15 protein-coding genes and 4 pseudogenes are annotated in these 20,017 nt (G+C 36.1%); 7 read left to right on the top strand and 12 right to left on the bottom strand.

Features of this window, described 5'->3' with window-relative positions; translation table 11 throughout:
* Positions 1 to 391 precede the first annotated feature (391 nt).
* Positions 392 to 841, bottom strand: coding sequence for a helix-turn-helix domain-containing protein (locus tag RHABOEDO_RS02005; protein ID WP_215216771.1), 450 nt, complete (start codon positions 839 to 841; stop codon positions 392 to 394).
* Between the two features lie 320 nt (positions 842 to 1,161).
* Between RHABOEDO_RS02005 and tsp the strand changes: the two genes are divergently transcribed.
* The 3 genes from tsp (at position 1,162) to RHABOEDO_RS01990 (ending at position 6,027) form a co-directional block, all read left to right on the top strand.
* Positions 1,162 to 3,114 (top strand): tail-specific protease Tsp, encoded by a 1,953-nt coding sequence (gene tsp, locus RHABOEDO_RS02000; RefSeq protein WP_215216772.1) that lies wholly within the window; start codon positions 1,162 to 1,164, stop codon positions 3,112 to 3,114.
* An 87-nt stretch (positions 3,115 to 3,201) separates the two neighbouring features.
* Entirely contained in the window at positions 3,202 to 4,701 is a 1,500-nt protein-coding gene (gltX, locus tag RHABOEDO_RS01995) for a glutamate--tRNA ligase (RefSeq protein WP_215216773.1), read from the top strand.
* A gap of 150 nt (positions 4,702 to 4,851) precedes the next feature.
* Entirely contained in the window at positions 4,852 to 6,027 is a 1,176-nt protein-coding gene (locus RHABOEDO_RS01990; RefSeq protein WP_215216774.1) for a diflavin oxidoreductase, read from the top strand.
* Here the strand turns inward: RHABOEDO_RS01990 and ispF are convergent.
* Both ispF and ddlA read right to left on the bottom strand, forming a co-directional pair.
* Entirely contained in the window at positions 6,024 to 6,509 is a 486-nt protein-coding gene (ispF, locus tag RHABOEDO_RS01985) for a 2-C-methyl-D-erythritol 2,4-cyclodiphosphate synthase (protein WP_215216775.1), read from the bottom strand. The two genes, RHABOEDO_RS01990 and ispF, sit on opposite strands and share 4 nt — an antisense overlap.
* A 2-nt stretch (positions 6,510 to 6,511) precedes the next feature.
* Positions 6,512 to 7,612 (bottom strand): D-alanine--D-alanine ligase, encoded by a 1,101-nt coding sequence (gene ddlA, locus RHABOEDO_RS01980; protein WP_220017707.1) that lies wholly within the window; start codon positions 7,610 to 7,612, stop codon positions 6,512 to 6,514.
* Positions 7,613 to 7,773: 161 nt separating this feature from the next.
* On the opposite strand from ddlA, the gene murA reads away from it, so the two are divergent.
* A complete protein-coding gene (gene murA, locus RHABOEDO_RS01975; protein WP_215216777.1) occupies positions 7,774 to 9,171 on the top strand; it encodes a UDP-N-acetylglucosamine 1-carboxyvinyltransferase in 1,398 nt (465 codons plus the stop codon).
* 95 nt (positions 9,172 to 9,266) lie between these two features.
* Here the strand turns inward: murA and RHABOEDO_RS01970 are convergent.
* Positions 9,267 to 9,528: pseudogene (locus RHABOEDO_RS01970) on the bottom strand (transposase); the annotation flags it as partial.
* A gap of 56 nt (positions 9,529 to 9,584) precedes the next feature.
* Positions 9,585 to 10,616, bottom strand: a complete 1,032-nt coding sequence (locus RHABOEDO_RS01965) for an IS630 family transposase (protein ID WP_220017706.1) — start codon at positions 10,614 to 10,616, stop codon at positions 9,585 to 9,587.
* A gap of 144 nt (positions 10,617 to 10,760) precedes the next feature.
* Between RHABOEDO_RS01965 and RHABOEDO_RS01960 the strand changes: the two genes are divergently transcribed.
* Both RHABOEDO_RS01960 and RHABOEDO_RS01955 read left to right on the top strand, forming a co-directional pair.
* Positions 10,761 to 11,012, top strand: coding sequence for a helix-turn-helix domain-containing protein (locus tag RHABOEDO_RS01960; RefSeq protein ID WP_220017705.1), 252 nt, complete (start codon positions 10,761 to 10,763; stop codon positions 11,010 to 11,012).
* Positions 10,958 to 11,542, top strand: a complete 585-nt coding sequence (locus tag RHABOEDO_RS01955; protein WP_320412782.1) for an IS630 family transposase — start codon at positions 10,958 to 10,960, stop codon at positions 11,540 to 11,542. The genes RHABOEDO_RS01960 and RHABOEDO_RS01955 overlap by 55 nt, the downstream gene beginning before the upstream one ends.
* Here RHABOEDO_RS01955 and RHABOEDO_RS01950 read toward each other — a convergent pair.
* The 7 genes and pseudogenes from RHABOEDO_RS01950 to sthA all read right to left on the bottom strand — a co-directional run.
* Positions 11,447 to 11,940, bottom strand: a pseudogene (locus RHABOEDO_RS01950) (IS5 family transposase); the annotation flags it as partial. The gene RHABOEDO_RS01955 and the pseudogene RHABOEDO_RS01950 overlap by 96 nt on opposite strands.
* A gap of 53 nt (positions 11,941 to 11,993) precedes the next feature.
* Positions 11,994 to 12,665, bottom strand: a complete 672-nt coding sequence (locus RHABOEDO_RS01945; protein WP_215217699.1) for an aspartate/ornithine carbamoyltransferase family protein — start codon at positions 12,663 to 12,665, stop codon at positions 11,994 to 11,996.
* Positions 12,662 to 13,726, bottom strand: coding sequence for a glycosyltransferase family 9 protein (locus tag RHABOEDO_RS01940; RefSeq protein WP_220017703.1), 1,065 nt, complete (start codon positions 13,724 to 13,726; stop codon positions 12,662 to 12,664). Before RHABOEDO_RS01940 ends, RHABOEDO_RS01945 begins: the two co-directional genes overlap by 4 nt.
* Positions 13,727 to 13,779: 53 nt before the next feature.
* A complete protein-coding gene (locus RHABOEDO_RS01935) occupies positions 13,780 to 14,676 on the bottom strand; it encodes a carbamoyl phosphate synthase preATP-grasp domain-containing protein (protein ID WP_245397585.1) in 897 nt (298 codons plus the stop codon).
* 86 nt (positions 14,677 to 14,762) lie between these two features.
* Positions 14,763 to 15,542, bottom strand: a pseudogene (locus tag RHABOEDO_RS01930) (IS5 family transposase).
* 77 nt (positions 15,543 to 15,619) lie between these two features.
* A pseudogene (locus RHABOEDO_RS01925) lies at positions 15,620 to 15,916 on the bottom strand (transposase); the annotation flags it as partial.
* Between the two features lie 23 nt (positions 15,917 to 15,939).
* Positions 15,940 to 17,340, bottom strand: a complete 1,401-nt coding sequence (sthA, locus tag RHABOEDO_RS01920) for a Si-specific NAD(P)(+) transhydrogenase (RefSeq protein ID WP_215217397.1) — start codon at positions 17,338 to 17,340, stop codon at positions 15,940 to 15,942.
* A gap of 80 nt (positions 17,341 to 17,420) precedes the next feature.
* On the opposite strand from sthA, the gene glgP reads away from it, so the two are divergent.
* Positions 17,421 to 20,015, top strand: a complete 2,595-nt coding sequence (gene glgP, locus RHABOEDO_RS01915; protein ID WP_245397541.1) for a glycogen/starch/alpha-glucan family phosphorylase — start codon at positions 17,421 to 17,423, stop codon at positions 20,013 to 20,015.
* Positions 20,016 to 20,017: the final 2 nt, after the last annotated feature.

The following is a 20,017-nucleotide window of genomic DNA, read 5'->3' as shown; positions in this document are numbered from 1 at the left end:
AAAATAATTCTATTTTTTTTTGTATAAACCTTGCGGTTCAAAATTATTTAGCCAGAAATGAAAAGTTCATTTTTAAAAAAATAATGAGTTAATAATTTCATCAATAATATAACTATATAAAGCCTTGCTTTCAATTTTAAATAATTATTATAAATTAAAAGGAAGTCAAAAGAAAAATAGCTTAGCTCTATTGTTCGTCATTCATAAAAAATTTAAAGATGATCCAGATATTATACGCGCTGCTGCAGGGTAAATTTTGAGATATAGATAAATCATTGATCGCATTCTTGATTTTATAAGTGAAAAAATAAAAACCACTAAGTTTAAGTACTTAGTGGTTTTTATAAAAACTTCATAAGAAACTCTCGAATCATGAGATTCAGATTTAAGTTTATACAGCTTCGAAACGATGCACTTTCTTATTTAGATAGTTTTCTCGATATTCTTTAATATCATCGACATGAACTACCCAAGCAGCTCCTCTACGATGTGCTTTCATAAGTCCTACGCGTGTTGCATAGTATACTTTCTGAGCAGGCACATTTAATATTTGAGCAACTTGATTAACGGAATAAAACCCTTTATGATTGTCAAATAAAAGTTCTCCGTTATACATCGATTTCGTACGGGAATACTTTCCATTACGATATAACTCAAGATCTGCAAGATCAATTGTCCATCTTGTTGCATCTTTTTTAGCTTTAAGCTTTTTTTGCTTAATTGCTACATAGATCGCCTGTCGCGTTACATTATTGATCTTAGCCGCCTCTGTAATCGACACAACCTTCTTACTTGAAGAATTTAATTCCTCTAATCCACCTTGGATTTCTTCTCTTTCCATTTTTATATATCCTCCAAAAAATCAAGATATCTTTTATCAAACTGAAGCAACCATCAACCGCAAAAACCAATAAACTAGAGGCGCTATTTGATTAAAATTAGTAATTAAACTATTTTAGTTGTTACTTCGAACAATTATTATGGCATATAAATGAATTGAAATCAAGCATATATTAATTTTTTAAATTAGAACAGCTATTAGAAAAACAGAAATAGACAATTGCTTTTTTCTAGCTATAAACTTTAACTTTGTCATAAGCTAAAATTATAGAATATTTAAATAAATGTTTTTATTATACTTAAAATCAAAGACTTAGAATCATGCTTCACCTTCTACTTATATTCGCATTAATTGTTAAGCTAATAGCCTTAGAAGCAGTAGAACCACCTAAATTAACAGCTAAAGAAACAAGGCTAAAAACAGAAGAAATTTTAAAAAACCATGTTTCTTATCAACAACTTAGCCCTGAACTGATTAAAAGAGCCCTCAAAAACTACTTAGAAGAATTAGATCCTTTAAAAACTTATTTCCTTGATTATGAAATAGTTAAGTGGAAAGACCCCTCTGATGAGCTTCTGAAAAAGGTTTTGGCGGAATATGCATTAGAAAAATTTACCGTTTTTGAAGAAATGCACCAACAGATGCTCCTGGCTATCGACAGAAGGACTTCTCTAGAAAAACAGCTGGAAAACACCCCGCTTCCTGAAGATGTTTCTCACTTAGAATTTAAAGATATTCCATGGGCAAAAAATGTAGACGTATTAAAAGATCGCCTATTGCGTATTAAATCATTGCAACTTCGCACTGCAACAAAAATAGACCCCGATATCCGCGATCGGTTTATACAAAGACTAACAAAAAGAAGGCTCTGTCGAGAAAACGATTTAAAAGGGAAAACAAACCAAGAAAAACAACGTATTGTTTTATCTTATGTTCTTAAATCCATAAGCTCAGCTTTAGATTCTCAAACCATCTATTTTACCCCCGCTGAAGCCAGTCAATTTATGATTCAAGTACAACAACGTTTATTTGGAATTGGAGCGCAGTTAAGAGATGATCTTAATGGGCTTACAGTAGTGCATATTCTAGAAAAAAGCCCAGCTAGCCTTCCTGATAAGCTAAAAATTGGAGATCGGATTGTCGCTGTAAACAACGAACCAATTATAGGCTTAGAAATCATAGAAGCTGTAGAACTTATTCGCGGGCCTCAAGGATCTTCTGTAATTTTAACAGTGCTGCGCGAGGTAAAAGAAGGAGAAAACGTTAAAGAAAACAAGCTAGAAATTGAGCTTATTCGCGGAGAAATCGTTTTAAAAGAATCCAGATTGGAAACACAGATAGAGCCATATGGTAATGGTGTGATTGCTATCTTACATCTATTTTGCTTTTATCAAGACAATCACAGCAGTTCTGCAACCGATTTAGCTAAAGCTATAGAGGAAATTAAGAAAAACTATCTTTTAAAAGGAATCATTCTTGATTTGCGTAATAACGCAGGAGGCCTGTTAACCGAAGCTGTAGCGGTGAGTGGTTTATTTCTTTCAAAAGGGATTGTTGTTTCTATTAAGGATAACCAAGATAAGGTTTTTCACTTGCGCAACTTAGAAAATAAAAAAGAGTGGGATGGTCCATTAATTGTCCTTACCAATCGCATGAGCGCTTCTTCTTCGGAAATCGTAGCACAAACTCTTAAAGACTATGGAAGAGCCATTATAATAGGCGATCCCGAAACATTTGGAAAAGGAACTTTTCAAACCTTCACTCTAGAATGCAATAATTTTGGTAAAGTAAACCCTAAGGGAGAGTATAAAGTAACTAGAGGTAGGTATTATACAGCCTCGGGAAAAAGCCCCCAACTCGTTGGAGTGACAAGTGATATTGTGCTTCCTGGCGTGTTATCCACCTTAGAAATAGGGGAGAAATATTCCAAGTTTCCTGTAGAAACAGATCATATTGAGCCCCATTTTGAAGATAACCTTGCTGATATTCCTTTTATCCACAAACAAAGGATTAGCAAGCTTTATCAAGAAGACAGACAATCGGTTCTACCTATTAAAAACTTAAGCCTTTTGAAAAAAAATGCAGAAAAGCGAGTTTCTTCTAACAAAAATTATCAAAATTTTTTGAAAGAAATGGCAAAGAAAGATGAACTAGGAGAGCCTACCTTATTCTTTGGTTTAAATGATTTACAATTAGAAGAAACAATTAAAGTAATGAAAGATTATATTTTATTAACAGAAAAAGAAAAAACTCTTGTCTCTCCATCTGCTTAAAAGGAATTAGTTTAGAAAAGGCTTGCCTTCTATTTATTAATAGTGAAAAATTATTCTTTCTAAAACCTCTTTTATTTTAAGTAAGAAATGAAAAAAGTACGTGTTCGCATTGCGCCATCTCCCACAGGAGATCCCCATGTAGGTACGGCATACATGGCCCTTTTTAATTACATTTTTGCTCACCATTTTGGTGGGGAATTCATTTTAAGAATTGAAGATACAGATCAAAGCCGCTCTAGACCAGAGTGTGAAAAAAATATTTACGAAGCTCTTAAATGGACCGGTATTACATGGAATGAAGGACCCGATATTGGAGGCCCTTTTGGACCTTACCGTCAATCAGAACGTACTGATATTTATCGCAAATATTGCCAACTGTTAATAGAGCAAAAAAAAGCCTATAAATGTTTTGCTACTCCCCAAGAAATCTCTGAAATGCGAGAAATGGCAGGCAAACTAGGAAAGCGCTTGGGCTATGATCGTAGGTATCGCAATTTAAATACCGAAGAGGTTGCTATACGAGAAAAAGAAGGACAACCCTATGTGGTTCGTCTTAAAATTCCTTTATCTGGCGAATGCGTTTTTGAAGATGCAGTTAAAGGACGAATTAGCTGTCCTTGGGCTGATATAGATGATCAGATTTTACTCAAATCCGATGGATTTCCTACCTATCATTTAGCAAATGTAGTTGATGATCACCTCATGAACATCTCTCATGTCATTAGAGGAGACGAATGGATGAGCTCAACACCTAAACATATCTTTCTCTATGAAAGTTTAGGATGGACCCCTCCTGTTTTTATGCACATGCCTTTACTTCTGGGCAAAGATGGTAAAAAATTATCAAAAAGAAAAAATCCAACTTCCATCTTCTACTATCGAGATAGCGGATATCTACAGGAAGCGTTTATCAATTTCTTAAGTCTAATGGGCTATAGCATGTTAAACGATAAGGAAATCTATGGTTTAGAAGAAATTATCCGTGAATTTGAACCCTCTCGTATTGGTACTTCTGGAGCCTATTTTGATATTCAAAAGTTAGATTGGCTTAACCAGCAATACTTGATTAATACCATCCCTGAGGATGCTTTATGGGAAAGAATCAAGGAGTGGTCATTCAATGATGCTTTTATGCAAAAACTTATGCCTCTTTGTCATACACGTATGAAAACCTTTGGCGATTTCATGCAGCTATGCGACTTTTTGTTTCTTAATAACCTTACCTATACAGATGAATTGTTCTGTCCTAATCAATTGACAAGAGAAAAAAGTGCCTCTGTTTTACAGACAATCATTTGGAGTATGGATGCACAGGAAAATTGGAAACGCTCAGGGATTGAAAGAGCTTCTCATGAGGTCTCTGAGAAATTTGACATCCATCATAAAAAAATGGTAATTCCCTTATTATATGGAGCTATTACAGGAAAACGTCATGGACTGCCTTTGTTTGACTCCGTAGAACTTCTAGGGAAAGATAGAGTACGCGCCAGGTTGCTAAATGCTATTCAATACTTAGGTGGACTTTCTAATAAAAAATTAGATTTCTTGACAAAAGCATGGGATACAAAAGATTGCAGATCTTTATAATTAATGGAAGCTTTCGCAAGAAGATTGCTCCGATTTGTCGGAGATAATATAATGGCGCTGATAACCACCACCACCTGTACATGCACAAAGAAGCCCCAAGGAAATCCCTAAAATAAAACACTGTACTTTCATAACAACCTTTTGATCTTTATGCCTATTCCCCAAGATTCTTCCGTTTGTAACCAGCTATACTCTCGAAAAAATCCAGCATTTATCTCTATTTCAGAGCGTATACTCTTAACAAAACCTGAGTCAACAAAAAAGACATTCCATCTTGTTCTAGACATCCAAAATACCGCTATTACCTTTAAACCGGGAGATGCCATCGCTATTTATCCTGAAAATGATCCCCTTATAGCATTAGAAATCTCCCAATTTCTACAACAAGATCTAGAGCAACAGGTTTACTATGCTCGTAGCAATAAAACCCTTTCTTTATATGAGCTATTAATAAGAAAGGTAAATACCGCTCGATTGACCTCTCATATGTTAAAAACATTTTGCGCACATACACAAAACTCCCAAGAAAAACAACGGTTAGAAGAGCTACTACATCCTCAATCCAAAGAGCATTTAAATCGGTATTTAACCCAAACCGATTTAATAGACTTTTTAAAAACATATGATGCTACAAACATTCCTCTCGAAAAATTTTGTGAAAACCTCTCTTCTCTATTACCTCGATTTTATTCTATTGCCTCCTCACAACTAGCTTATCCCCATCGTTTAGAATTGACCGTCGTTTTAGTAGAGTATAAAAAAAATAACCGTATTCAATATGGGACGGGAAGTCATTTTTTATGTAACTTAGCCAAGTTAGAAGAGACTAAGCTAGCTGTTTACATACAATCCACTACAGACTTTACCCTTCCAGAAGATCCAACAGCTCCCGTAATTATGGTAGGACCTGGAACTGGGGTAGCTCCCTTTAGAGGCTTTATTCAAGAAAGGATCTTTAAAGGACATACAGGGAAAAACTGGTTATTCTTTGGAGAAAGGAATCGAAAATACGATTTCTTTTATCAAGATTTTTGGGAAAATCTAGTTGCTACCAAAAAGCTCCATCTTGATCTAGCTTTTTCTCGCGATCAAAAAGATAAAGTCTACGTGCAACATAAACTTCTTATGCAAGCTCAAGAGATCTGGCGCTGGCTTCAAGAAGGTGCCTATTTCTATCTTTGTGGAGATGCAAAACAGATGTCTAAAGACGTAGAGAACACTCTAGAACAAATCATTTGCAACCAAGGACAGATGAACCAAAAAGAGGCCTTGAGCTATATCAAGGCCCTTAAAAAGCAAAAACGCTATGTGAAAGAAGTGTATTAACATTCCATCGTGGTAAGAATGCAAAAACACTGCAACCCATCGCCACATCCAAAATCTGTTAATCCATTGCCAGAAGTTACTGTAATCCCTACCTGAGAAACCTCTAGTTGCATCACTCTTGCAATAGATTGACGCATCTCATCAACGCGATTTTGTAGTCTTGGCCTTTTGCCTTCAATGGTAAGCGCCACATGTTGTACTTCTTGTTTCCTTAAGGTTTTTAAAGCATGTTTCAGATAGATCTGCGAACTGGTCACTCCTTCTTGATGACAGAGTTTAATAGCAATATCACCTAAAATAGCAATACCTGTAACAGAAGTAATCGCGTTACAAATCGCATGAAACACCACATCTCCATCTGAATCTGCATCTAAACCAGGGGCTTCTGGAAAGATTAATCCTCCAATTATACAGGGCTTGATCGCACCTGGGTCTAAAAATCGATGACTATCCTGACCAATCCCTATGCGTGTGTAAGGCATTTTTACCCTCCGATTCTAGTTTGTATTTTTTTCCTTTTTTCATGTCGTATAATAGCTAGCTGAATTAATTGATCGATGAGTTGAGAATAGGAAAGACCGCTGATCTCCCACAACTTAGGATACATGCTAATTCGCGTAAATCCAGGAATGGTATTGATTTCATTAACTAAAAGTTCTTGATTTTTCGTTAAAAAGAAGTCCACTCGTGCCATACCCTCACAGCATAGGGTTCGGAAAACGGTCATTGCCATTGTTTGAATGTGTGTAATCTGCTTTTTAGCAAGAGAAGCTGGAATATGTAGCTTAGCTCTTTTAGCATCGAGATATTTCGCTTCATAAGAATAAAACTCATGTAAAGGTTCTATTTCTCCTGGCAAAGAAGCCTGCAGATCTTCATTACCTAAAACAGCACATTCGATTTCTCTTCCTTGAACATACTTTTCTAGCAAAATTTTGCGATCATATAAAAAAGCATTTTTGATCGCTAAAAGATAGGTTACTTGGTTGCTTACCTTGGTTATTCCTATAGAAGATCCTGTATTGGCGGGTTTTACAAAGAAAGGACAACCTAATTCGAGAACAACTTCTTCAAAAGCAGGAATCTCTTGGTAATCATGTAGACAAATAAAAGGGGCTACAGGAATATCAGCTTGTTGCAAAAGACGTTTCATCACATCTTTATCCATACCCATAGCAGAGCCAAGCACACCAGCACCTACAAAAGGAATATTCGCTAATTGTAATAATCCTTGTATCGTTCCATCTTCTCCATATACTCCATGTAAAATAGGAAAAATAACATCCAAATCTAAACTTTCTTGCAGCTTAGAATCTTTATAACTCACGATCTGTTTACATTCTTCTATTGGAACAATGGCTAATTTCTCTGTGAAATTCTCTAATATTGCATTAGAAAAAACCATTTTTCTTAAAGTTTCCTGGGTTTCTAGATGCCACTGCCCTTGTTTATTAATACTCATTAAAACCGGCTCATATTTTTCTAGATCTAGTGCTTCAAGAATGTTTTTCGCTGAAATTAAAGAAACCTCATGTTCTGTTGATTTGCCTCCAAAAAGAAGACCTAATCTGACTTTCTTTTTCATGATTTCACCTTAAGTACAACTGTTATGCTATGAAAGATCCTTATTTCTCAATAGCTATTTTACGCTATCAACTTTGATAAAATCTTACAATTTAAGGACAAACATTTGACAAAACGATCTATTCCTCCTATTCTTGAGGTTTACTCAAAGGCTTAAATAGTATGCTAAAAATCAAAGGGAATCATCCCCTCAAAGGTCAAGTAAAAGTAGCGGGCGCAAAAAATTCGATCACTAAACTTTTAGTAGCCTCTCTTCTATCCAATAAAAAATGCATTTTCCATAATGTGCCAGATATTTCTGAAGTAGAGATAACCGTTGCGCTTTGTCAAGAAATCGGGTCTCAAATCGCTTGGGATCGTTCAAGCGGAATCATTGAAATTATCACACCAGAGCTTAAAAGCTGTTACATTCCTCAACGCTTTTCAGGTTCTAACCGTATCCCTATTTTAATGATTGGCGCTCTTCTAGGCCGCACTGATGAAGATATTATTGTTCCAACAGCTGGTGGGTGCAATATCGGTAAAAGACCTATTGATTTTCATATTCATGCATTAGAGAAGCTAGGTGCACAGATTGAATATCGCCGCATGAAAAAAGAAGGTGCATATTTTGCAAGAGCACATCATGGTCTAGTAGGAAATATCATTACCCTGCCCTATCCTTCTGTAGGAGCTACAGAAAATACCATTCTATCCGCTGTTAGCGCAAAAGGCACAACCGTTATTAAAAATGCAGCCATAGAACCAGAAATCGTTGACCTGATGCTCTTTTTACAAAAGCTAGGGGTAACCATTGAAATGGATGTAGATCGCACAATCCGCATCCAACAGACTAAGGTTTTCTACGAAGTAGAGCACACAGTCATTCCAGATCGCACAGAAGCCGCTTCCTTTGCCTTAGCTGCTATTGGTACAAAAGGCAAAGTTTTAGTAGAAGGTGCCCAGCATCAACCGATGATCTCGTTCTTAAATAGATTGCGCGAGGTTAATGGAGGCTTTGAAGTGAAGAAAAACGGCATTGAATTCTTCTGCAACGGTTCTCTACGCGGTGGCATTCATTTAGAAACCGATGTACATCCAGGGTTTTTAACCGATTGGCAACAGCCCTTTGTCGTGTTGCTAACCCAAGCACATGGAGCTTCTGTTGTCCATGAAACGGTTTATGAAAATCGCTTTGGATATATAGAAACATTAAAAAGCATGGGGGCGGATATCCAACTATTCACCCAGTGTTTAGGAGGTCGTTTGTGCCGCTTTGCTGCACAAAATTACCAACACAGCATTGTGATCCAAGGTCCAACATCTCTTCATGCAAAAGAGATTTGTATCCCCGATCTACGCGCGGGATTCGCCTATGTCTTAGCAGCACTACTCGCTCCTGAAACCAGCTTACTTAGCGGCGTTCACTATCTGAAACGAGGGTATGAGAAAATCGTCGAAAAGCTCTCTTCTATCGGAGCGCACATCGAATATGCATCACAAAAAAGCGTTCCTATTCCTCTATCGGAATGTGTAGCTACTATTTCTCAGCTCTCTCAAGCCAAAGCAGTAAGCAAATAAGTTTTTATATCGATTCATTAGACTTCTTGCGTAATTAGATTTTTGCTATACTTCTTTCCTAAATGGAGGGAAAGGAAAAATTACTTAGAGCCTGTTTAAAATCTTTTCAAAAGTAGCGCAATAAAAGCAAGAACCACCATATTCAGGCTTGTAGTAGTTTTCTTTCGCAATTTTCCATAGCCTGCGACATTTTTCTATCCACACAAAAGAACGCTCTACAACCCATCTTTTGGGAATAACTGTAAAAGTATGAAGTGTATTTCTTTTGGCTATTTCTACTATACATCCTAATATCTCCTGCACGCTCTTTGCAAATTTCTCTCCAGAATATCCTCCATCTGCTAAAACATTTTTTACACCAAACAAATGGTTTTTATGTAGTGAAAATGCTTCTATACTCGTTTGTTTTTAAATTAAGATTTAACTAAGCAAAATTTCCTAGATAAAAGAGGTTGCAGTTCTTCCCGATATTTAGGAATTTTTTCAAAAAAAGCACAAATTGCCTTCTTAAAATCTAAGAATTTTTCATAATATCGATTATTGCGGACTTTTTTATTCATGAATCGCCAAAGGCGTTCAATCAGATTGAGATCGGGAGAATAAGGAGGCAAGAATTTGATTTCTACTCTGGATGTTTTTAGGTAATTTGCAACGATTTTTGACCTATAGTAGGCAGCGTTATCGCATATAACCACGATTCTTTGTGCAAAAGGATACTTTTCTTCCCATTTTTTAAACAAATCAAGAGTAGATTGCGCATTGATAGAGTCGGAAGAAAGAGTTGTAACTTCTAAGCGCTTTACATCTAAGGCTCCATTGATATTGATACGTTTACGTCCTGTATTTGTTAGCAATATAGCCTTAGATCCTTTTTCATACCATCCATAAGAGGGTTTGGAATTGTGTTGAGGATGAACCCCATCTAAATAAAGCAGTTGATCTGTTTGAGCGAGTTCTTTTTCTAGATTTTGCAATTCTTGTGAAAAAAGCTCTTTAGCTTTCTCATTCACTTTTCCAGGAATCAGCTTAGGCTTTTTATAGGTAAAGTTTAACCGATGCAATAAAGAAACCATAGCTGATGGTGTATAACATATTCCAAAGTGGTCTTTGGCAAAATTGACAACTTGTTTAGCTGAACTGGGAGCTTCTTCTTTTACATAGATTTTTAGTTGTTTAAGTTGGCCTTGATTGAGCCGGCATGCCTTTCCTGCATAGTTCAAATTCAGCAATGCTTCTTTGCCACCTTCTAAATAAGTTTTATAGTAACGCCTTATCGTATCCTCATCTAAGAGTAAAGCATGTGCTACTTGTGGGTATGTCCACCCTTCATCTAACAATAAAATAGATTTGATTCTATCGCATAGCCTTTTATCCCGTTCATGGCGATGACGAGCCTTTGAGGATGTCTTTTGGTTTATTTTTAAAAAGTTCGCTTCAGGTTGCATAGATGTAAGATTTATAACTCAATCAATGAGAAAAATTCAATGAATTTAGTGTTTGAAAAGTCTTTTTTCTAATGCATTTCAGTATATAGTGGTTCCGATTCAATCGTATAGAAAAATATTTTGTTTTGTGTTAAGCTATTGAGTATGAAAAAACTGATCCCTAGCCAGAGAGCTGACTTAGAACACAAGTTAAAGCATCCAAAAGACTATTCTGAACGGAATAGGCTTTGTGTAATTTTGGGCTATGATGAGGGTATCTCAACAAAAAATCTTGCTAAAACACTCCGGATAAGCCCTATCACTGTTCAGAAATACCTCAGAGAAAAGGCGTTCAAAAGACTTTGCAGACATCCGGGAAACAATTGCGATTGCATTTTGCTGGAGCTCTTTGCCTGACAGGAATGAAGATTTTTACAGAGGAATATAAGACAGTTGATGCCGATGCAATGCTCGATTTTTTCAAGAAGCTAGAAAAACAGACAGAGGCTCGAATTATTCATGTAATTTTGGATAATGCAAGATCAAACAAAAATAAGAAACTAGAAGAGTTTCTGATGTCTTCTAGGATTAAAGTGCACTATCTCCCTCCTTATTCGCCGAATTTGAATCCTATTGAACGCTTGTGGAAGATCTTAAAGGAAAAGAAGGTATACAATCGATATTACGAAACGTCGGTGACTTTTTTTCAGGCAATTAGAGGATTCTTCTTAGAAGAGATACCGAAAATAACAGATATTTTGAAATGTAGGATAAACGACAAGTTTCAAGTCGTTGACTTAAAACTTGTCGTTAATCCTATATTTTTCTATGCGATTGAATCGGAACCACTATATACACCCATTTCTGTCAGTGATATTAGCGTTGGTAATGTGAATCGCATGAGGAAGCCCTTGGGTATCGACTGCTATATGTCTTTTTATTCCTGATATTTTTTTCCCTGCATCATATCCTTATCTTCTCCGCTGTATCAGTATTTTTAACACTTTGAGCATCAATAATTACAAAGCTTGTTTTTTCTTTCCGACCACTGCTTTTTCTGACCTCGCCAACTAATTTTTTTTAAAACTATTTCAAGAATACTCTTAGAATTTTTATCATCTTTTTTATTCCAAAGAGGGAAATAATAATAACATAATTCCCATTTAGGATATTCTATGGGTAACATACGCCACTGGCAACCACTTTTTAAAATGTACAAAATTCCACAAAAAATATCATATAGATCAACTCTTCGTGGACGTGTTTTTTTGCGTGTAGACTCAAGTATTAGATGGATTTTGCTAAATTGTTTACGAGAGATATCGCTTGGATAAGAGCGGGTCATAACTACCTCCAAAGGTTTTATGAAAACTATCATTATACCTTAATGAGAAGATTTTAAACAGGCTCTAAACAGGGAATGATCTCTTCTAAATTTTGATGAAAGGAAAATTGTACTTTTTTTCTTGTTAAATGGGCAAGTGTCTCCTGGGGAAGAGACAAGCCTTCCGGAGAACAAAAAAATAGACGCATACCAAATAAAGCGCATGCAAGACAAAGAGAGTGCAATGTGCGCCCATATTTAAGATCCCCTACAAAGGCAACGGATAATCCTTGAAGGTCTTTTTGTATTTCTTGCATGGTAAACAGATCTGTTAATGTTTGTGTAGGGTGTTCTTCTGTGCCATTGCCTGCGTTAATAACCGGCGTTTTAGTGCTTTTATGAGCCAGATATATAGATTCTTTAGAAGAAGGCCGCAATATAATGACATCTGTAAAAGATCCTATAACTCTTATCGTATCTTCAATCGATTCTCCTTTCTGTGCAGAGGTATTTTTCCCGTCAGAAAATCCAATTAACCGGCCTCCTAGTTTAAGCATGGCCGTTTCAAAAGAGAGACGGGTTCTAGTGGAGGGTTCGTAAAAGCAGGTAGCGAGAATAGAGGTGTTTAGTGAGGGTGGAGGTGGAAAATTTTTCATGATGCGCGCTTGCTCTAAAAGGTAGAGGATTTCATGGCTAGAAAAATTTTCAATGGAAATAATAATTCTATTTTTGAATGCATGATTCATGAAAGTTTCCTTAAAGCTTTTAAAGCAAATTTTTCTGATTTACAGAGTTGATGTAAAACAGCTTCATAGACTTCTTGCATTCCTATTTGTAACATACAAAAGGGGTTTACACATTTTTTTTGTAGACAAGGAGAACACGTTTTTTTCTTTGCAATTACTGTATAGTCTTTTACAGCATAAGGACCGCACAAATGAGGATTTGTAGGACAAAAAATGGCAATGGTAGGCGTTTTTATAGCCAAAGCCATATGCATGGGGCCTGTATCATTACAAACCATTATGTCCATATTCTGAATAAGAAAAGCAAATGTTTTTAAAGGCAGATCTATCAAGGAGGTGCTATTGGGAATATTAGAAGCAATTTGCAGGACTAGTTCTTTTTCCGATTGATTACCTGTAATAAATATGTGGCATTTATGTTGTGTGCTTAACAGATTGCCTAAAGCAATAAAATGAGAAGCAGGCCAACGCTTGAAAAGATCTTTAGACCCTGGATGGAGCAGGATACAAGGACGCGAATGATCTTGTAAATGGTCCATTACAGGAAGTGCGTTTTTTTTATCTTGTTGGCTTAACGCAATTTCTATTTGATGATGAATGGGTTTTTTACCGATTAATGCTGCAATGATTTCTAGACGTCTTACGATTTCATGCTGTGGCTTTTTAGGAAGAAGATGAGTAATCAAAGAATCGAGTCCTTTGTTTGATCCTTCCGTGCCAATAATTTTTTTAGATCCTAGTAAGTATACAAAAGGCAAAACTATTCTTTGAGAGGCGTGAAAGAACAAAATATAGGAAATTTTTTTCTTCTTTAGCTTTGAATAAAGAGAGATAAGAGAAATGATTATGGGTTTTTTTAATAAGAATAGATCGTTGATATAAGGATTATTCTCCAGTAATTCTTTTCCAATATGACTCGTTAGAACTGCAATGTATCCTTTGGGATAATGTTCTCTAAGAGAGCGAATCGAAGGAGTTCCCCACAAGGTATCTCCTAATCCAGTAGTAGAAACGACTAAGAATCGTTCTTGTATATCATTTTGTTTGATAAAATAGCGCAAAATCTTTACAAATTTCTTCAATAGAAAACTTTTAAAAGACTTAACCGTTTTTTTCACTTTGTAATCCTTCTATTTGTGAGATCTTTTTCGGAAATTGTAGCAAAGCGTTGCCATGGAAGAATAAGGGGATAGCCGTATTTATTAAGAGCTACACTTAAATTATTTGCAATGTGTCCCCCTACAGATACAATGATTCCTTTTGGGTTTTCAAAGTCTGCAATATCTCGAATCCTCTCAAAAGTGAGTTCTTCAAAGTACAAACGATCTGATTCATCATAATCCGTGGATACGGTTTCTGGATTGCAGTTGATAACAATTGTTTTTTCTTTTAAGAAGCGGAGCGTTCTACATGTGTTCACAGCACACCAATCAAATTCAACAGATGAACCAATCGAATAAGGGCCAGAGCCGAGTACAGTTATAGGAGGAGAGTTAAACGGTTGAATATCGTGAGATATGCCATGATAGCTTAAAAAAAGGTAATTGGTTTTGGCATCAAAATCCCCAGCTAATGTATCGATCTGTTTAATTACAGGAAAAATTTGATAACGGTGACGTAGTTTTCGTACTTTTTCTTGAGAGATATTTTTTATTTTCCCAATGGTCTGATCAGAGAATCCATATTGTTTAGCTTTTCGTAATAAGTCTTTGGTTAGAGGTTGTTTTTTTAAGAGAAAAGCAAGCTGTGTAATAGATTGGATATGTAGTAAAAACCAAGGATCAATTTGACACAGTGCTCGTACCTGTTTAAGGGTTGCTCCCTTTTCAAAAAAAAGAGCTAGAGCAAATAATCTCCTATCGGTTGCTTCATGAATTTCTTGAAGTAGGTTTTCAATAGGATAAGGATAACTGGTTAATCCATCGGCTCCAATGTTTAGCATGCGAATGGCTTTTTGCAGAGCTTCAGGAAAACTTCTACCCATTGCCATTACTTCGTCTACGCTTTTCATTTCAGTGCCAATTCTGCGCTCTGTTGAGCGTAGTTTATGGGTGTCCCACCTTGGGATTTTGACAACAACATAGTCTAAGAGCCTGTTTAAAATCTTTTCAAAAGTAGAGCAATAAAAGCAAGAACCACCATATTCAGGCTTGTATGTAGTTTTCTTTCGCAATTTTTCCATAGCCTGCGACATTTTTCTATCCACGCAAAAGAACGCTCTACAACCCATCTTTTGGGAATAACTGTAAAAGTATGAAGTGTATTTCTTTTGGCTATTTCTACTATACATCCTAATATCTCCTGCACACTCTTTGCAAATTTTTCTCCAGAATATCCTCCATCTGCTAAAACATTTTTTACACCGAACAAATGGTTTTTATGTAGTGAAAATGCTTCTATACACCCATTTCTGTCCGTGATATTAGCGGTGGTAATGTGAATCGCATGAGGAAGTCCTTGGGTATCGACTGCTATATGTATTTTTATTCCTGCATCATATCCTTATCTTTTCCGCTGTATCAGTATTTTTAACACTTTGAGCATCAATAATTACAAAGCTTGTTTTCTCTTTCCGACCACTGCTTTTTCTGACCTCGCCAACCAATTTTTTTTAAAACTATTTCAAGAACACTCTTAGAATTTTTATCATCTTTTTTATTCCAAAGAGGGAAATAATAATAACATAATTCCCATTTAGGATAATCTATGGGTAACATACGCCACTGGCAACCACTTTTTAAAATGTACAAAATTCCACAAAAAATATCATATAGATCAACTCTTCGTGGACGTGTTTTTTTGCGTGTAGACTCAAGTATTTAGATGGATTTTGCTAAATTGTTTACGAGAAATATCGCTTGGATAAGAGCGGGTCATAACTACCTCTAAAGGTTTTATGAAAACTATCATTATACCTTAATGAGAAGATTTTAAACAGGCTCTAATGCATTTCAGTATAATTGCAAGCCTCTATCCATTAACTTTTTTCCTAATTTTCCTGAAATGTATCCTTTATCGTCGTATAAGTTCCCAGTAATTCCTTTCGACAAAATATCAGCTACAGAAACGTCTGATGTATTTCCAGGTGTTAATTGAAAAGCTAGAATTTCTCCTACTTCATTAAGTATTAAATGAAGTTTAATTCCCAAGAACCATCCTGCTCCTGTTTTTCCCATTTTTGCAAATCTTGCAAAAACTTTATTTCTCCTAATTCTTTTGTTATGGCAAACCTGTATCTTTGTTGAGTCAATATCTAAAGAGTAGCAAGATCGCTTTATTTAAATTTTGACGTTGTTTGGATTAATCCATCATAGGCTGCATATTTATAAAGATCGTGCAGAGTAGGGCAGTTAAATACTTGGGATATTACGTGGTGCAGTGTTTTTTTATCTTCTACGAGAATTACGCCATAGTGAATGATTTCAGTAGCAATTCTTCCGATGATATGCACTCCTAAGATTTGTAGAGTGTCTTTATGAAAAAGCAGTTTGAGCATTCCGGTTTTTGCACCCATAATTTTACCTCTGGGCATATTGGCGTAGTAGGCTTTGCCTGTAGCATAAAGAATGTTTTTTTCTTTTGCTTCTTCAGTGGTTAAACCTATGGTAGATACTTCTGGAATGGTATAAATTCCATAAGGGAAATAGGTGGGTAAGTGTTCTAGATCTTGTGTTTGAAAAATATGAGCTACTACAATTCTGCCCTGTTCCATGCTAGTGCTAGCAAGAGCGGGAAAGCCAATGACATCTCCAACTGCAAAGATGTTAGATATGTTAGTACGATATTGATGATCTACTATGATCAATTCTCTCTTTCCTGTTTTAACTCCCACTTGTTCTAATTTAAGTTGTTTTATATTTCCACTGCGTCCAGCGGCAAATAAGAACATATCAACTTCTAAACTTTTGTTGTTCTTTAGATGAACCTCTATAGGGGTCTGATCAGAAGGGGGGACATCAATAGATTCGATGGAGGTATTAAAAAGGATATCAATGCCAGAGCTCTGCATTTCTTTTACAAGTGTATTTGAGATCTCTTCATCAAGATGAGGGAGAATTTTTTCTTTATCGTTAATCAAATAGACATGGGTTCCAATTGTTGCAAAGATAGTTGCATATTCACAGCCAATGACCCCAGCTCCTACAATACATAGGGAAGAAGGGTGTCTTGTCAATTGTAAAATAGTATCAGAATCGTGAATTCGCTTATTATCAAAAGGGATATTTGCTGGATGATAAGGGTAGGATCCTGTAGCAATGATGATAAACTCTCCAAAGAGTGAAACACGATCTTTACCTTGTACATGAATGCTGTGCGCATTTTCAAAACTAGCTACTCCATAAAAGATGCTGACATGATGGCGCGATAAATTATGAAAAATCTCTTTAGAAGAGGAGTCTTTTACTAAATTCTTACGATACATAAAAGCTGTCATAGAGGCTTCATGAGAAAAAGTGCGATCAATGCCATAAAGACCTTTTTCTAATTTATCAGAAAAATACAAAGCGGTTTCTTTAAGAGTTTTAGAAGGTAGAGTTCCCGTTACTGTTCCAGCTCCTCCAAATAGCTCTTCCTTTTCAATGATCGCTACTTTATAACCAAAATAAGCTGCTTTGACAGCTGCTTTTTCCCCTGCAGGACCTGAACCAATTACAATAAGGTCAAATTTTTGCACATTAACTCTTGCTTATGTTAGATAATAAGTAATTACACAATGCTCGAAAGAATTTCAAGTAGTAAAGGAAACGGATGGATTTGAAAACGCAAACTCAAGCGGATAATTTAATACAAAAAATCAGACATTACTTGATTACTACAATGGGAGTAACGATTAATGAAGCTAGCCCAGAAGAGTTTTATCGTGCATTTGCTCTGACATTACGTGAGGAGATCATGATTAATTGGACTGCTTGTATACATACCTACAGAGAGAAAAAAGCGCGAATGCTGTTTTACTTGTGTATGGAATATATGCCTGGGCGTTTTTGTCAGAATAACATTATAAATATTCATGCTACTGATTTAATTAACTATGTATTTAAACAGTTAAACCGCTCCTATCAAGAAGAATTACGCTTTGAGCCAGAGCCAGGTCTTGGCAATGGAGGTTTAGGAAGATTAGCAGCTTGTTTAATGGATTCACTTGCTACTCAGCAAATTCCAGCTATTGGATTTGGGCTCCGCTATCAATATGGCATTTTTGATCAAGCGGTATGTAATGGGATTCAGGTAGAAAGGCCAGAGGCATGGCTATTGCATGAAAATCCTTGGGAATATCGTCGTGATATGCATGCCGCTTCTGTTTTTTATGCAGGGAAAGCAATTCCTGGTAAAAATAAACAAGGCGTAGACGTATATGAATTAACAGATTATGAAGAAGTAAGAGCCCTATCTTACGATATTCCCATTATTGGATACAAAGAAACTCCCGATTTTACAGTAAATACACTGCGCTTATGGACTACAAAAGAATCTCCTCGAAACTTTCAATTGCAGCGCTACAATGCAGGAATGCTAGGTGCAGCCGCAGAAAACACCAGTCTCACCGATGTGTTATATCCTAATGACCACAATGAAACAGGCAAAAGAATTCGTTTAAAACAAGAATTTCTTCTTGTATCCGCTTCCTTACAAGATATCATCAGAAGACATCTTTTTATTTTCTCAAATATGAATGAGTTTGCGGATAAAGTGCGCATTCACATCAATGATACTCACCCAGCTCTGACCATAGCAGAACTGCAACGACTACTCATAACAGAGCACGATTTTGGATGGGAAGAAGCCTTAAACGTTGTAAAAACTTGTTGTAACTTTACCAATCACACCATCCTGCGAGAGTCTTTAGAAGAGTGGAATCAAAGTAGTTTACAGTATCTATTGCCGCGTCAATACGCGATCATCGAAAAAATAAATCTAGAATTTTGTAATCAGATTCGTCAGAAATACCCAGGAGATGAAGATAGAGTACGATCTATGTCGATTATCGAAGAGGGCCGAGTCAAGATGGCTAATTTAGCTATTTATGGATCACATCGAGTGAATGGAGTAGCTGCTCTACATACAGAGATCTTAAAAAAAGAGATCTTTAAAGATTTTTATGAAATGTATCCGGAAAAATTCGTCAATGTAACCAATGGGGTGACTCCAAGAAGGTGGCTTTTAGATTGCAATCCACTTCTTGCTGCATTTATTACAAAGAAAATTGGTAAACAGTGGATTACACAGTTTCAAGAAATACGCAAGCTTGCCTCATTTACTAATAATTTTGATTCTCAAAAAGAGTTTTTAGAAATTAAGAAAAAAAATAAGCAAGCCTTGCTTGAGTGTTTGCAACATACAAATCCTATACGCGATAGCACAGGAAAGCCTGTTGGTCATTACTCTTTTTTAGACGAGAGTGCGCTTTTTGATGTACAAATCAAACGGATTCACGAGTATAAAAGACAGCTGATGAATCTCATCCATGTAATTATGCTCTATCATGAACTTCAAGAAAATCCAGAAGCGCGTCGTATAAAAAGAATGGTGTTCATTGCTGGTAAAGCAGCTCCTGGATATGAAGTGGCTAAACAAATCATTCAATTAAGTTACTGTATTTCTAGGCGAATCAATCAAGACCCTAAAACAAACCAGAAATTAAAATTGGTTTTTATAGAGAATTACAGCGTATCAAAAGCAGAAATGATTATTCCTGCAGCAGATTTATCAGAGCAAATCTCTACAGCAGGGACAGAAGCATCTGGCACTGGAAATATGAAGCTAGCAATGAACGGAGCTTTGACAATTGGAACAGAAGACGGAGCAAATATTGAGATGCATCAACAGGTAACAGACCGCTTTTGGCCCTTTTGTTTTGGTAAAACCGCATTAGAGAATGATTTAATTCGCCATACGGGCAACTATAATCCTTGGGATATCTATATGCAAAACGATTCTATTCGAAAAGCACTTGACTCTCTACGCGACCAAAGTTTTACACAAACAGAAGAAGAGCATCAAGCTCTTAGTAATTTATATCAAAATTTGCTACATAGCCAAGCGAGTTATATACCGGATTATTACTTTGTCTTAGGCGATTTATTAGATTATTATAGAATTCAAAAATCGGTGGAAGAGCTATTTTTAAAACCTCAACAATGGGCAGAGTATGCTTTGCAGAACATAGCAGCCATGGGAAATTTTTCTTCCGATGAATCGATTAAAAATTATGCAAAATTAGTTTGGGATATTCAACCTTGTCCAGTTGATCTTAAAGAGTTAGAAAAAATAAGAATAGAGTATAGCGAGCACGATAAATGTCGTATTTTTCCAGCTAGTGCAAATGGCTCTGTAAAAAATTCTTCTTAAAT

The organism is Candidatus Rhabdochlamydia oedothoracis (assembly GCF_019453995.1).
GTDB classification, from domain to species: domain Bacteria; phylum Chlamydiota; class Chlamydiia; order Chlamydiales; family Rhabdochlamydiaceae; genus Rhabdochlamydia; species Rhabdochlamydia oedothoracis.
This window is presented reverse-complemented; position numbering and strand designations above follow the sequence as displayed.

Coding starts and splice junctions, on each gene's coding strand:
- RHABOEDO_RS02005 (WP_215216771.1), bottom strand. CDS start 841: ATGGAAAGAGAAGAAATCCAAGGTGGATTAGAGGAATTAAATTCTTCA.
- tsp (WP_215216772.1), top strand. CDS start 1,162: ATGCTTCACCTTCTACTTATATTCGCATTAATTGTTAAGCTAATAGCC.
- gltX (WP_215216773.1), top strand. CDS start 3,202: ATGAAAAAAGTACGTGTTCGCATTGCGCCATCTCCCACAGGAGATCCC.
- RHABOEDO_RS01990 (WP_215216774.1), top strand. CDS start 4,852: ATGCCTATTCCCCAAGATTCTTCCGTTTGTAACCAGCTATACTCTCGA.
- ispF (WP_215216775.1), bottom strand. CDS start 6,509: ATGCCTTACACACGCATAGGGATTGGTCAGGATAGTCATCGATTTTTA.
- ddlA (WP_220017707.1), bottom strand. CDS start 7,612: ATGAAAAAGAAAGTCAGATTAGGTCTTCTTTTTGGAGGCAAATCAACA.
- murA (WP_215216777.1), top strand. CDS start 7,774: ATGCTAAAAATCAAAGGGAATCATCCCCTCAAAGGTCAAGTAAAAGTA.
- RHABOEDO_RS01965 (WP_220017706.1), bottom strand. CDS start 10,616: ATGCAACCTGAAGCGAACTTTTTAAAAATAAACCAAAAGACATCCTCA.
- RHABOEDO_RS01960 (WP_220017705.1), top strand. CDS start 10,761: ATGAAAAAACTGATCCCTAGCCAGAGAGCTGACTTAGAACACAAGTTA.
- RHABOEDO_RS01945 (WP_215217699.1), bottom strand. CDS start 12,665: ATGAATCATGCATTCAAAAATAGAATTATTATTTCCATTGAAAATTTT.
- RHABOEDO_RS01935 (WP_245397585.1), bottom strand. CDS start 14,676: ATGAAAAGCGTAGACGAAGTAATGGCAATGGGTAGAAGTTTTCCTGAA.